At 70.7% G+C, this 13,229-nt stretch carries 13 protein-coding genes; 7 read left to right on the top strand and 6 right to left on the bottom strand.

Going from position 1 to position 13,229, the window contains the following annotated elements:
* Position 1 precedes the first annotated feature (1 nt).
* From hutU to hutI, 4 genes are read left to right on the top strand one after another with little or no spacing between them, the layout of a single operon-like run.
* The gene (gene hutU / locus DMC61_RS19145; RefSeq protein ID WP_016331657.1) at positions 2 to 1,654 is read left to right on the top strand and encodes a urocanate hydratase; all 1,653 of its coding nucleotides are present in this window, start codon (positions 2 to 4) and stop codon (positions 1,652 to 1,654) included.
* On the top strand, positions 1,651 to 2,847 hold the full coding sequence (locus tag DMC61_RS19140; RefSeq protein WP_125690426.1) for an allantoate amidohydrolase: 1,197 nt from the start codon (positions 1,651 to 1,653) through the stop codon (positions 2,845 to 2,847). Before hutU ends, DMC61_RS19140 begins: the two co-directional genes overlap by 4 nt.
* Positions 2,844 to 4,139 (top strand): formimidoylglutamate deiminase, encoded by a 1,296-nt coding sequence (locus DMC61_RS19135; RefSeq protein ID WP_125690425.1) that lies wholly within the window; start codon positions 2,844 to 2,846, stop codon positions 4,137 to 4,139. Before DMC61_RS19140 ends, DMC61_RS19135 begins: the two co-directional genes overlap by 4 nt.
* Entirely contained in the window at positions 4,127 to 5,293 is a 1,167-nt protein-coding gene (gene hutI / locus DMC61_RS19130) for an imidazolonepropionase (protein ID WP_125690424.1), read from the top strand. The genes DMC61_RS19135 and hutI overlap by 13 nt, the downstream gene beginning before the upstream one ends.
* 27 nt (positions 5,294 to 5,320) lie before the next feature.
* On the opposite strand, the gene DMC61_RS19125 is transcribed toward hutI, so the two are convergent.
* Both DMC61_RS19125 and DMC61_RS19120 read right to left on the bottom strand, forming a co-directional pair.
* The gene (locus DMC61_RS19125) at positions 5,321 to 6,079 is read right to left on the bottom strand and encodes a hypothetical protein (protein WP_125690423.1); all 759 of its coding nucleotides are present in this window, start codon (positions 6,077 to 6,079) and stop codon (positions 5,321 to 5,323) included.
* Positions 6,076 to 6,285, bottom strand: a complete 210-nt coding sequence (locus tag DMC61_RS19120; RefSeq protein WP_016331662.1) for a hypothetical protein — start codon at positions 6,283 to 6,285, stop codon at positions 6,076 to 6,078. Before DMC61_RS19120 ends, DMC61_RS19125 begins: the two co-directional genes overlap by 4 nt.
* Positions 6,286 to 6,382: 97 nt before the next feature.
* Between DMC61_RS19120 and DMC61_RS19115 the strand changes: the two genes are divergently transcribed.
* Together DMC61_RS19115 and DMC61_RS19110 are read left to right on the top strand one after the other, a co-directional pair.
* Positions 6,383 to 8,005 carry a histidine kinase gene (locus DMC61_RS19115; RefSeq protein ID WP_233594864.1) on the top strand — a complete coding sequence of 541 codons (1,623 nt, stop codon included), beginning with the start codon at positions 6,383 to 6,385 and terminating at the stop codon, positions 8,003 to 8,005.
* Positions 7,980 to 8,654, top strand: coding sequence for a response regulator transcription factor (locus tag DMC61_RS19110; protein ID WP_016331664.1), 675 nt, complete (start codon positions 7,980 to 7,982; stop codon positions 8,652 to 8,654). Before DMC61_RS19115 ends, DMC61_RS19110 begins: the two co-directional genes overlap by 26 nt.
* On the opposite strand, the gene DMC61_RS19105 is transcribed toward DMC61_RS19110, so the two are convergent.
* Positions 8,599 to 9,720 carry an FAD-dependent monooxygenase gene (locus tag DMC61_RS19105; protein WP_125690422.1) on the bottom strand — a complete coding sequence of 374 codons (1,122 nt, stop codon included), beginning with the start codon at positions 9,718 to 9,720 and terminating at the stop codon, positions 8,599 to 8,601. The two genes, DMC61_RS19110 and DMC61_RS19105, sit on opposite strands and share 56 nt — an antisense overlap.
* Before the next feature lie 43 nt (positions 9,721 to 9,763).
* On the opposite strand from DMC61_RS19105, the gene DMC61_RS19100 reads away from it, so the two are divergent.
* Positions 9,764 to 10,309 (top strand): TetR/AcrR family transcriptional regulator, encoded by a 546-nt coding sequence (locus tag DMC61_RS19100; protein ID WP_125690421.1) that lies wholly within the window; start codon positions 9,764 to 9,766, stop codon positions 10,307 to 10,309.
* Between the two features lie 189 nt (positions 10,310 to 10,498).
* Here DMC61_RS19100 and DMC61_RS19095 read toward each other — a convergent pair whose 3' ends face one another.
* The 3 genes from DMC61_RS19095 to DMC61_RS19085 are packed head-to-tail and all read right to left on the bottom strand — an operon-like array spanning position 10,499 to position 13,190.
* Positions 10,499 to 11,245, bottom strand: coding sequence for an ABC transporter permease (locus DMC61_RS19095; RefSeq protein ID WP_125690420.1), 747 nt, complete (start codon positions 11,243 to 11,245; stop codon positions 10,499 to 10,501).
* The gene (locus DMC61_RS19090; protein ID WP_125690419.1) at positions 11,242 to 12,276 is read right to left on the bottom strand and encodes an acetylhydrolase; all 1,035 of its coding nucleotides are present in this window, start codon (positions 12,274 to 12,276) and stop codon (positions 11,242 to 11,244) included. The genes DMC61_RS19095 and DMC61_RS19090 overlap by 4 nt, the downstream gene beginning before the upstream one ends.
* Complete coding sequence (locus DMC61_RS19085; protein WP_125690418.1) at positions 12,273 to 13,190, bottom strand: ABC transporter ATP-binding protein; 918 nt, start codon at positions 13,188 to 13,190, stop codon at positions 12,273 to 12,275. The genes DMC61_RS19090 and DMC61_RS19085 overlap by 4 nt, the downstream gene beginning before the upstream one ends.
* Between the last annotated feature and the right edge of the window lie 39 nt (positions 13,191 to 13,229).

Raw genomic sequence — 13,229 nt, 5'->3', positions numbered from 1 at the left:
CATGACCCGCACGGTCCGTGCCGCCCGAGGCACCACGCTCACCGCGAAGAACTGGCAGACCGAAGCCGCGCTGCGGATGTTCCACAACAACCTCGACCCCGAGGTCGCCGAGCGCCCCGAGGACTTGGTGGTCTACGGCGGCACCGGCAAGGCCGCCCGCAACTGGGCCAGCTTCGACGCGATCACCCGCGAGCTGACCGCTTTGGAGCAGGACGAGACGCTGCTCGTCCAGTCCGGCAAGCCGGTCGGCGTGTTCCGCACGCACGAATGGGCGCCGCGCGTGCTCATCGCGAACTCCAACCTCGTCGGCGACTGGGCGACCTGGCCGGAGTTCCGCCGCCTGGAGGCGCAGGGCCTGACCATGTACGGCCAGATGACCGCGGGGTCCTGGATCTACATCGGCACCCAGGGAATCCTGCAGGGCACGTACGAGACCTTCGCCGCCGTCGCCAAGAAGCGGTTCGGCGGCAGCCTCAAGGGCACGCTCACCGTCACCGCCGGTCTCGGCGGCATGGGTGGCGCGCAGCCGCTTGCGGTCACGATGAACGACGGTGTCGCGCTCGTCATCGAGTGCGACCCGCAGCGCGCCCACCGCCGTGTCGAGACCCGTTACCTCGACGAGGTCGCCGACGACCTCGACGACGCGATCCGCCGGGTGGAGGCCGCGAAGAAGGAGAAGCGCGCGCTGTCCGTCGGCGTGGTCGGCAACGCCGCCGAGGTGCTGCCCGAGCTGCTGCGCCGCGGTGTCGAGGTCGACATCGTCACCGACCAGACCTCCGCGCACGACCCGCTTTCCTATCTGCCCAAGGGCATCGGCGTCGACGAGTGGCAGGACTACGCGGACAAGAAGCCCGACGAGTTCACCGAACGCGCCCGCGAGTCGATGGCGGAGCACGTCGAGGCGATGCTCGGCTTCCTCGACAAGGGTGCCGAAGTCTTCGACTACGGCAACTCCCTGCGCGGCGAGGCGAAACTCGGCGGCTGCGAGCGCGCGTTCGACTTCCCGGGATTCGTGCCCGCCTACATCCGCCCGCTGTTCTGCGAGGGCAACGGCCCGTTCCGCTGGGCGGCGCTCTCCGGTGACCCCGAGGACATCGCGGCGACCGACCGCGCGATGCTGGAACTGTTCCCGGAGAACGAATCCCTCGCGCGCTGGATCAAGATGGCCGGGGAACGCGTCGCCTTCCAGGGCCTTCCGTCGCGGATCTGCTGGCTCGGTTACGGCGAGCGTCACCTCGCGGGCCTGCGGTTCAACGAGATGGTCGCCAGCGGTGAGCTGAAGGCGCCGGTCGTCATCGGCCGTGACCACCTCGACTCGGGCAGTGTCGCCTCGCCGTATCGTGAGACCGAAGGCATGGCCGACGGTTCCGACGCGATCGCCGACTGGCCGCTGCTGAACGCGCTGGTCAACACCTCGTCGGGCGCCAGCTGGGTGTCGATCCACCACGGCGGTGGCGTCGGCATGGGCCGTTCCATCCACGCGGGCCAGGTCAGCGTGGCCGACGGAACCCTGCTGGCTGCGCAGAAACTCGAGCGTGTGCTCACCAACGACCCGGGCATGGGCGTCATCCGGCACGTCGACGCGGGCTACGACCGCGCCGCCGACGTCGCCGACGAGCGGGGCGTGCGCGTGCCGATGCGGGACGCCGAGTGACCGCGTCCTCGCTGCTGGAGGAGATCTCGGACGTCGGCCGCGATCCGAAGCGCGGCGGTTATTCCCGCCACGCCTTCGACGCGGCCGAAACCGAGCTGCGCGCGTGGTTCGTCGAGCGCGCCGGGCGGCTGGGGCTGGGCGTCGAGACCGACCGCAACGGCAACATCTGGGCCTGGTGGGGCACCCCCGGCCCGGACGCGGTCGTCACCGGAAGCCATCTCGACTCGGTGCCCGGCGGCGGCGCCTTCGACGGCCCGCTCGGCGTCGCGAGCGCGCTCGACGCGGTAGAGATCTTGCAGGCCAAGGGATTCCGCCCGGCCAAGCCGTTCGCCGTGGTGGTGTTCGCGGAGGAGGAAGGCGGCCGATTCGGCGTGCCGTGCCTCGGCTCGCGTCTGCTGACCGGGACGATCGACGCGGACAAGGCGCGCGGCCTGCGCGACCCGGACGGCGTCACGTTCGCCGAAGCGGCGGCGAAATCCGGCCTCGATCCCGACCGGATCGGCCGGGACTCGGAGCGGCTCGGGCTGATCGGGCGGTTCCTGGAACTGCACGTCGAGCAGGGGCGCGGGCTGATCGACCTCGGCTCGCCGGTCGCCGTCGGCAACACGGTCATCGCGCACGGGCGGTGGCGATTCTCCTTCCAGGGACAGGGAAACCACGCCGGTGCGACGCTGATCGGCGATCGTCGCGACCCGATGATCCCGGCGGCGGAGACCGTGCTCGCCGTACGGAAACTGGCGAAGGCGACCGCCGACGCGAGGGCGACCGTCGGCAGGCTCGTGCCGGTGCCCGGCGGGACCAACGTCATCGCGTCCACTGTGGACCTATGGCTGGACGCGCGGGTGCCGGGCACGGCCACGCCCGAACTGGTCGCGGAGATCGCGAAGCTGGCCGAAGAGGCGGCAGGGCAGGAGGGGTGCCGGGTCGAGGTCACCAGGGAGTCGTACTCCGACGACGTGATCTTCGACGACGCGCTGCGCCGTGATCTGGGTACCTGGCTGGGCGGGCCGCCGGAGCTGCCGACCGGCGCCGGGCACGACGCGGCGATCCTCGCCGGATTCGTCCCGTCCGGAATGCTCTATGTCCGTAACCCCACCGGGATCAGCCATTCCCCGGAGGAGTTCTCCGAAGCGGAGGACGTCGACCACGGTGCCCGCGCGCTCGCGGACGTCCTGGAGAAACTGTCGACATGACGACATATTGGTGTGAACGTGCCTGGCTGCCGGACGGGATCGCCGAGGCCGTGCGGATCGAGGTCGACGGCGGCAAGATCGCTGCCGTGACGGTGAACGCGCCTCGGGCGGGAACTATCCTGAGTGGACTGACCTTGCCGGGCTTCGCGAACGGGCACTCGCACGCGTTCCACCGTGCGCTGCGCGGGCGGACGCACCACGACCGCGGGACCTTCTGGACGTGGCGCGAGCGGATGTACTCGCTCGCGTCCCGGCTGGATCCGGACTCGTATTACCGCCTGGCACGCGGGGTCTACGCGGAGATGGTGCTGGCGGGATACACGAGTGTCGGCGAATTCCACTACCTGCACCACGCGCCGGGCGGAAAGCCGTACGCCGAGCCGAACGCGATGGGTGAGGCGCTGCGGCAGGCGGCCAAGGACGCCGGGATCCGGCTGACGTTGCTCGACACGTGTTACCTCGCGGGCGGGATCGGCGTCGAACCCGACGAGGTGCAGCGGCGGTTCTCCGACGGGACGGCAACCAAGTGGGCGCAACGAGCCGGCGAAATGCGGGAGGACGAGACGTTCCGCGTCGGGGGTGCGATTCACTCGGTGCGCGCCGTTCCCGAGGATCAACTGTCCGAAGTGGCCGGTGGGACTGGGCCGCTGCACATCCACCTTTCGGAGCAGCGTGCCGAGAACGAGCAATGTGTGGCGGCTTATGGCCGGACGCCAACGGAGTTGCTTCATGACCACGGCGTGCTCGGCGAGCGGCTCACCGCGGTGCATGCGACGCATCTGACTGCGGAGAACGTCCAGCGGTTGGGTTCGGCAAGGAGCCGGGCTTGCTTCTGCCCGACGACCGAGCGGGATCTCGGCGACGGCATCGGCCCCGCGCGGACGCTGCTGGACGCGGGGGTTCGGCTGTCGATCGGCAGTGACAGCAACGCGGTCGTCGACGCGTTCGAGGAGACCAGGGCGCTGGAACTGAACGAGCGGCTCGCCAGCGAGAAGCGCGGCCGGTTCACCGCCGAGGAACTGCTCGCGGCGGCCACGGATCACGGCGCGGTCGGCTGGGACGAGGTCGGCACGCTGGCTCCGGGCGCGGGCGCGGACCTGGTCACGGTCGGCCTCGGCTCGGTGCGGACCGCGGGGATCGAGCCGTCCGGGGTGGTCTTCGCCGCTTCCGGCGCGGACGTCCGGGGCGTCGTCGTCGCCGGGCGTGAGATCGTCCGTGGCGGCGTGCATCAGCTGATCGACCGGCCGGAAACGGTCTTGGCCAAGGAGATCGAGGCATTGTGGCAGTCCTGATCACGGGAATCGGCGAGCTCACCACGAACGACGCCGAACTGGGCAAGCTCCGCGACGCGGCCGTCGTCATCGATGGCGAAGCGATCGCGTGGGTCGGTGCCGCCGCGGAGGCGCCCGACGCGGACGAGCGGGTCGACGTCGAGGGGCGCGCGGTGCTGCCCGGCTGGGTGGACAGCCACACGCACCTCGTTTTCGCCGGGGACCGGACGGCCGAGTTCGAGGCGCGGATGGCCGGGAAGGCGTACAGCGCCGGGGGGATCGCGGTCACCGTCGACGCGACGCGGTCGGCTTCCGACGAGCAGCTGGCGGCGAATCTGCGGCGTCACGTCGACGAGGCGGCGAGGCAGGGCACGACCTGCCTGGAGACGAAGACCGGGTACGGGCTCAACGTCGAGGACGAGGCTCGTTCCGCGCGGATCGCCGCCGAGGTGGCGGACGAGGTCACGTTCCTCGGTGCGCATCTGGTGCCGCCGGACGCGGACGCGGAGTCCTATGTGGACCTGGTGTGCGGGGACATGCTCGACGCGGTGGCGCCGCTCGTGCGGTGGGCCGATGTGTTCTGCGAGACCGGCGCGTTCGACGAGGCGCAGTCCGGGCGGGTGCTGAAGGCGGCGCGGGAGCGCGGGCTCGGGCTGCGGGTGCACGGGAACCAGCTGGGGGAGGGGCCGGGCGTGCGGCTCGCTGTCGAGCTGGGGGCGGCGAGTGTCGACCACTGCACGTACCTGAGCGAAGCGGACGTCGAGGCTCTCGCTGCTTCGGAGACTGTCGCGACCCTGCTGCCGGCGTGTGACCTGTCGACCCGGCAGGCGCTGGCGCCGGCGCGGCGCCTTCTCGATGCGGGGGCGACGGTGGCGCTGGCCAGCAACGCGAACCCGGGCAGCTCGTACACGACGTCGATGGCGTTCTGCGTGACGACCGCGGTGCTGCAGATGCGGATGACGATCGACGAGGCGGTGTGGTCGGCGACGGCGGGCGGCGCTCGCGCCCTGCGGCGCGACGATGTGGGCTACGTGCGGCCGGGGGCGCGGGCCGATCTTCACGTGCTGGAGGCGCCTTCGACGACGCACCTCGCGTACCGGCCGGGGGTGCCGTTGACGGCCGGGGTGTGGCGGCGCGGTAGGCGTCTGACCAGCGGTTTCGCCTCAAAGTGGTAGCAAAGGTCCCTTGCTCCCCCGCGGTGGTCAGGAGGCTTGGCCGAGGGTCTCCTGGACGCGCTCACGCAAGGCGGACGGGAGTTCGCCGAGCAGGGGTGACCACTGCTCGACCCGCTTCTCGCTCAGGTGCGTGAGCAGGTCGAGCACCGGCGCCCACAGGTCCTCGTCGGCGGCCGCGACCTGCAGGAGACCGCGGAAGCGGGCCTCGGGGAGCAGGCCGAGGACGTGATCGATCCGGCTCTTGTCGTCGAGGACGAACGCGATCCGGATCAGCGCCTCGTCGCCGATGACGGCCAGCGCCCGGCGCACGGTCGGATCGGGCAGGTGGCCGACGAACCGGCCGACGGTGATCCAGTCCTCGCGGCGCACCAGCTCACCGGCCACCTCGACGACGGTGTCGAGCGGGATCCGCGCGATGATCGCGCTCGCCCGGCGCGGGTCCAGTTCGGCCGCGACGTCGGCCAGGAACGGCGGCTTCAGCCGCTTCGCGACGTCGACGCCCCGGGAGACGTCCACCAGACCGGCGATCCGCGCGCACAGAAGCGGGCCGAAGACCTTCTCGGCGATCTTCGCGAGGATCGGGCTCGGGACGAGCTTGCTCGCCATCGCCATCCGCTCCAGTGCGGCGAGGTTGGCGTCGAACAGCGTGTCCGTGACCTGCTCGCGGAACGCCTGGAGCTCGGCGGCGTCGACGTTCTCCAGGTAGGAGAGCCGCTCCGGGGAGGTGCCCAGGACACGCGCGAGCTTGAGGATCTCCGCCTGCGAAGCGAAGTTTTCGGTGGTCACAGGCCCACCACCTTGCGAACGGCGCCACGCAGAAGCGCGGGTACGTACTTCAAGCCCTCTTCGCCCGCTTCGGCCAACGCCTTGGCCTGACGGTGGCGCGCGTCGCGCAGCGCGTCGGAGAGGTCCTGTTTCTCGTGGTCGGCCAGCGCTTCGATGCCTGCCGGGACAGGACCGCCTAGCTGACCGGTGAGTGTGCGCTCGGCCATGGTCGATCATCATGCCTCATCGGGCCCGGGAAGCAGGGGACCTTTACTTTCGTCCATGGCGGACCGCTCGTCACGGCTTGTAGCGTCCAGGTCTGTGATGGACGGAGAGGAGCCCGTGCGGCGCGGGCGGCGGCTGTTGATGGACGTCGCGCTGTGGCTCGGGCTCTGCGGTTGGGTGGTCATCGACGCCGGGTCCAGCACGAAGCACTGGGAACTGCTCTTCGGGCTCGTCGCGACCACGGCCGCGATCGCGGTGGCGCGCCGGTACCCGCTGGTCTCGCTCGCCATCGCCATGGTCGCGAGCTTCATCGTGCTGGGCAGCTTCGGCGGCCGGGTGCCGATCTGGGAGGGATTCGTCCTGGTCGCGGTCGGTTACCTCGCCGGCTATCGGCACCCGATCGCGAAACCGATGCTGCGCCTCTTCGCCGCCGTTTCGATCCTGGCGGTCCCTGTCGCGCTGCTGTGGAGCAAGGACGGCTTCGCGGCCTGGGGCGCGTTGCTCGGTGTCCTGGTCTTCGCGGGGGTGACGCCCTGGCTGCTGGGCAGGTACGTCCGCCAGCGCGAGGACATGGCGCGCGACGGCTGGCGGCGCGCCGAGGAGATGGAGAGCCGTCAGCGGCTCGTCGCCGACCGCGCGCGGCTGCGCGAGCGCACCCGGATCGCCAGCGACATGCACGATTCGCTGGGCCACGAGCTGAGCCTGATCGCGGTGCGCGCGGCGGCGCTGGAGGTCGCTGGCGGACTCGACGAACCGCAACGGCAGGCCGCGGGCGAGCTGCGGCGGAGCGCCGCGACGGCGACCGAGCGGCTGCGCGAGATCATCGGTGTCCTGCGCGAGGACGACGCGCCGACCGAGCCGGTGCACGAGAGCATCGACGAACTGCTCGACCGGACGAGGGCTTCGGGCGTGCTGATCGAGTCCTCTGTGGACCAACCGGCCGACGGTGAGCCGCCGATGGTCGATCGTGCCGCGTATCGCGTGGTCCAGGAATCGGTCACGAACGTGGTGAAACACGCGCCGGGTGCCGCGGTCACGGTCCGGGTCGTGCGATCCGAGGGGCGGACGGACGTCGTGGTCACCAACGCCGCGCCGCCCGCGGGCCCGCTCCCGGGCCGGACGTCGGGCAAACGCGGGCTGATCGGCCTGCGCGAACGGGTCCGGCTGGTCGGCGGGACGCTGCGGGCAGGTCCCCGTGACGGCGGATTCGAGGTCAGCGCGACCTTGCCGCACGACGCGGCGCCGTCGGAGGAATCGCCCGAGAGCCAGGCGGCGATGGACGCCGAGGTGGGACAGTCGACGTCGGCGAGGGAACTGGAACGGGCCCGCCGGGACGTCCGGCGCAGCCTGATCCAGGCGATCGTCGTGCCGATCGGGCTTTTCGGCGTGGTGGTCGGGATCAGCGGGACCGTGTTCCTCGTCCAGTGGTACCGCTCGGAACTCGCCGTCGGCGACTACGACCGCATCCGGATCGGCCAGACGCGCGCGGAGATCGCCTCCCTGCTGCCGGCGGGGCAACGGATCGCGCGACCGCGTGCGGTGGAGCCGCCGGTGCCCGCGGGGGCGGCATGCGAGTACTACGGCACCGAGCGCAGCGTGTTCAACTTGAACTACGAGGCCTACAGGCTGTGCTTCGCCGACGGGAGAATCGTGGCGAAGGATGTGATCACGGAAGACGAGCAAAGGGGGGACCCGGATGATCCGGGTGGTGCTGGCCGATGACGAGGCGATGATCCGCGCCGGGGTGTCGGCCATCCTGGCCGCGGACGCCGGGATCGAGGTGGTCGCGGAGGCCGAGGACGGGCGTGCCGCCGTCGAGCAGACCCGCGCGACCAGGCCGGACGTCGTGCTCCTCGACATCCGGATGCCGGTGATGGACGGGCTCAAGGCGGCCGAGGAGATCCGGCGGCTGCTGCCTGACGTCGGCGTGATCATGCTGACGACGTTCGGCGAGGACGCCTACATCGAGCGCGCGCTCGGCCTGGGCGCGAGCGGTTTCCTGCTGAAGTCCGGCGATCCCCGCGAACTGCTCGGCGGCATCCACGCGGTCGCGGGCGGAGCGGCGTTCCTTTCGCCGAAGGTCGCGCAGCGGGTCATCGCCCGCTTCTCCGGCAATCAGGTGTCCCGCGCCGAAGAGGCGAAGGCGCTGATCGGGAAACTGACCCCGCGTGAGCAGGAAGTACTGGCGCTGCTGGGTTCCGGACTGTCCAATGCGGACATCGCCGCGAAACTGTTCGTCGTCGAGGGCACGGTGAAGGCCTACGTGAGCACGATCCTCAACCGGCTCGGCGCGCGGAACCGGGTGCAGGCGGCGATCACCGCGTACGAGGCGGGGCTGGTCGGCGGGGGACGGGAGGAGTCCAGCCGCTGACGCCGGCGCCGATGCGGGCGGTGAGCGCGCCGGGGAGCAGCCGGAACACGCCGTTGCGGACGGCCACGGCGAGCGGATTGCGCAGCTGCGGCCCGACCTTTCCCGCCTGGACCGAGGCTTTCACGACGCTTTGGCTGCGGGGGCGGCGCTGCTCGTCGTAACTCTTCAGTGCCGCGTCGACGTCTTCGGTGGTGCTGAGCGCGGCGGCGAGGACGACGGCGTCTTCGATCGCCTGGCAGCCGCCCTGGCCGAGGAACGGCGGCATCGCGTGGGCCGCGTCTCCGAGCAGCGCGACGCGGCCCTTCACGTAGGCGGGCAGGGGAGTGCCGAGCAAGTCGAGATCGTGGTGGAGCAGCGTCTCGGGCGCGGTCGCCTCGATGAGTTCGGGGATGGGGTCGTGCCAGCCGCCGAAGCGGTCTCGCAGATACGACTTCGGGTCTTCGTGGCGGATGCCCGGTTCGGCGACGTAGCTCGCCCACCAGTAGACGCTGTCGTCGTGCAACGGGATGACGCCGATCTCGGCGCCGTCGTCCCAGCTCGTGCTGAGCTCGATCGTCCGGTCGACGGTGGTCACCGCGCGGAAGGCCGTGCTGCCGCTGTAGACCGGTTCGGGATGGCGCGGCCATAGCTGTTTCCGTGCCGTGCTGTGGATCCCGTCCGCGGCGACGATGACGTCGGCGTCGAGATCTTCGAGGCTCGTGACCTCGGTGCCAGTGCGGACGCAACCGTCGGGAAGGGCGTCGTGGAGGGCGCCGATGAGATCCGCGCGGTGGATGGCGGCGAGCGGGCGGCCGTGGTGACGGCGGAACGCCTCGGCATCCCATCGGGTGATGCGGCGGCCTTCGCGGTCGTGAAGCCCGCCGGACGATTGTTCCCGCAGCTTGCCGAGGTGGACGCCCAGCGTCTCGAGCGAACGCAGGGCGTTCGGCCACAGGGAGATGCCCGCGCCGACCGCGGTGAGTTCCGGTGCCCGTTCGAGGACGGTGACCTCCCAGCCGATGCCGTTCAGCCCGATGGCGGCGCTCAGTCCGCCGATTCCCCCGCCGATCACGATCGCTTTGCGCATGTCGACCTCCTCTACATTTGTAGAGTACTACTACACTTGTAGAGTGCGAAAGGCGACGATCGGGGACGCGGCCATCGAGGTCATCGCGGCCGAGGGGATGCGGGGGCTGACGCATCGCGCGGTCGACCGGTTCGCCGGACTGCCGCCGGGTTCGACCTCGTACTACGCGCGGACGCGGGCGGCGCTGCTGGAACTGGCGATCTCGCGGATGGTCGAACTCGACGAGGTCACCCTCGACCCGCCGCCAGGGCAGCTGGCGGAGTACGTCGCGGGGTTCGCGCACGCGGCGATCACGAAGGGGCGGACGCGGATGCTCGCGCGGTACGAGTTCGCGCTGGAGGCGACGCGGCGGCCGGAGCTGCGGGAGGCCTACGACCGGGGCGGGCTGGTGATCCGGCGGCGGTGCGCGGAGGTGCTCGCGGCATGCGGATCGGCGGATCCTGAGCGGCACGCGCGGGTGCTGGTCGCGTGGCTGGAGGGGACGGTGTTCGACGCGCTGGCGGGGACCGGTTCGCTGCGGCCGCCTGGGTTGGAGGAGCTGACGCGGGGGGCGCGGGAGGTTTTGGCGGGGCTCGGGGTGGCGGGGTAGCAAGGGACCTTTGCTACCGCTTGGGGCGCTGACCTGCGGAAAGAGAGCAGGGGACCTTTGCTGCCACTCGGGGGCGCCGGTCCCGGAGCGCGAAGTCGCGAAAGCCACTTTCGGGACATCTGACGTCCTGAAAGTGGCTTTCGCGACGTGCCGCCGGCCCGGGTGGTAGCAAAGGTCCCTTGCTCCCCGTCAGGCGTCGCGCCGCCGCAGCACGGTGGAACCGGCGACAAGCCCAGCCGCGGCCCAAGCCGCACAGAGCGCGACGCCGACCCAAGGCGCGTAGGGCGCGATGCCGCCGAAGATCGGGTTCCGCTCCCCGGGCGTGACCATCGCGTTGACACCCGCGAAGCCGGGGAAGTAGTTCACGAGGTCTTCCCAGCCGAGCGAACCGGCGAACATCGGGATCATCACCAGCAGCACGAACACCGACACGATCGTTCCCGCCGTCGAACGCAGCGCCGTCCCCAGACCGAGACAGAGCAGGCCCAGTAGCGCGAAGTAGGCCCCCATGCCCGCCGCGGTCGCGAGTACTTCGCCCACCGATGAGTCGGGCGCGGGGATCAGCGGCGCCGAGACCGCCACGCCGGCGAGCGTGTTCAGCACGCCGTAGCCGAACAGCACCGGCAGCAGGACGGCCGACTTCGCCGCGAGGACCCGGTTCCGCACTGGGACCCACTGCAGGGTCGAACGGATACTGCCGCTCGCGTATTCGCTCGTGACGAACAGCGTCGCCAGCGCGACCACGGCGAACTGCGTGAGATAGAACGCCGCTCCGGTCACCACGGCGTGCGGGGCCATCGGACGGTCGCTGCCGTCCTGGAGCGCGAAACCGAGAGCCGCCGAGTAGGCGAGCATCAGGAAGACGCCGCCGATCAGGCACCACCAGGTCGACCGGACCGACCAGAACTTGGTCCATTCCGAAGAGATCGCGTTCATCGTGCGCTCCACTGCTTGAAGAAACCGGTCAACTCGGTACGGAAGAACTCCAGCGCCTTCCGCGAGTCGATCGAGCCGTACTGGTTTTCGATCTCGGTCGGCGGGAGCTGCGGTCGCAGCCCCAGCTGGTCGATCAGGATCGCCGCGTCGGTCACCGACGAATGGCCGCTGTTCTCGACCAGGTCCTGCTTCTTCGGGCCGGTGAGCCGCGGCCACGTCTCGTCCCAGGACGCGCGGAAGTACTTCTCGCCGGTCGGGCTGGCCAGCAGCAGGAACGGCCGGTCGAGCGAGACGCCGCCGTAGAACGGGCCGTCCACGTTCACGCCCGCCTTGATCCGCCGGTCGGCGACCATCGCGGCGGCGGTCGCCGAACCCCCGGCGGAGTGACCGGCCATCCCGATCTTCGTCGCGTCGATCGACCAGCGCCGGTCCTTCAGCAGCGTGTCGACAACGAACGTGGTGTCCACGGCGCGGTTCGCGATCGCGGCGGGCCACGGCTCGCCGGGGAGTCCACAAGCGACACACTGGCGCAGCCCGTCGGGGAACTCCGTCGCCCAGGCTTCGTAGGCGTGGTCGATCCCGGCGACCACGAAGCCTTGCGCGGCAAGGTGTTCGGCCACCGAGGTCAGGGTGATCCGGTTGTTGCCCGCACCCGGTGAAAGCACCACCAGCGGACGCCGTCCCGGCAATGAGGGCGCGTTCTCCCGCGAGTGGACCCGCACCTTGCTCAACGCGTCCGGCGGCAGGTCGAGTTTCCGCCCGGCGACCGCGGCCGCCGACTCCGCCTCGGTCATGTACCGCGGCGCGCGCCCGATCGGCACGGCCGGATACCAGACGTTGACCATCAGTTCCCGGCGCTTTTCGGGCACCCAGGGATCGGCTCTCCGCTGATCGGTGAGATGCAGCGTCCGCAGTCCGATCGGGAACGGGCCGGCCGGTGCGGGCAGCGACAGCGCCGGTGCCGCCGACGCGACCGCCGGCACCCCCAGCAGGCCGGCGATCACCGCCACCAGGACCATGAGTGACTTCATGCCGCGACTCCCGTTCCGTATTCGACCGACGAGGCGGTCAATTCCATGTACGCCTGTTCGAGCGAGGCGGTCCGCTCGGTCAGCCCGTGCACGCGGATCCCGAGTTCGTGCACCGCGTCGCCGACGAGATGAACGGGCAGGTCGTGCACCAGCAGTTCGCCCTGGTCGGTTTCCGTGGCCGCGCCGAGTGCGCGAAGGCGCTGGTCGAGGACACGCAGGTCGGCGGGAGCGGGCACCCGCACCACGACCGACGTCCGCGAATTGCCCGCGATGAACTCGTCGACCGGCGCGTCGGCGAGGAGCCTTCCCTTGCCGATGACGACCAGCCGGTCGGCGGTCAGTTGCATCTCGCTCATCAGATGGCTCGACACGAACACCGTGCGGCCCTCCTCGGCGAGCGAACGCATCAGGTGCCGCACCCAGCGGACGCCGTCGGGGTCGAGCCCGTTCACCGGCTCGTCGAACATCAGCACGCCAGGGTCACCCAGCAGGGCGCCGGCGATCCCGAGCCGCTGCCCCATGCCGAGGGAGAACGTCCCGGCGCGTTTCCCCGCGACGTCGGTGAGGCCCACCGTCGCGAGCACTTCGTCCACCCGGCTCGCCGGGATCCCGTTGCTGCGCGCCATCGCCAGCAGGTGCTTGCCCGCGCTCCGGCCGGGATGCAGTGCCTTGGCCTCCAGCAGCGCGCCGACCTCGCGCAGCGGGAAGCGCAGGTCCTCGTACCTCTTGCCGTCGATGCGGACTTCGCCCGCGCTCGGCGCGTCGAGGCCGAGCGTCATCCGCATGGTCGTCGACTTGCCCGCGCCGTTGGGACCGAGGAAGCCGGTCACCTTGCCCGGCTCGACGGCGAAGGTCAGCCCGTCGACCACCGTCTTCTCGCCATAGCGCTTCGTGAGTCCTCGAAGCGTGATCATCCGCGTCCTCCTTCGTGTCCCCGAATCCTCCGATGCGGG

It is taken from the genome of Amycolatopsis sp. WAC 04169, from assembly GCF_003947535.1.
Classification (GTDB): domain Bacteria; phylum Actinomycetota; class Actinomycetes; order Mycobacteriales; family Pseudonocardiaceae; genus Amycolatopsis; species Amycolatopsis keratiniphila.
Note: the sequence above shows the minus strand (reverse complement) of the source record. Positions and strands in the feature narration are given on the sequence as shown.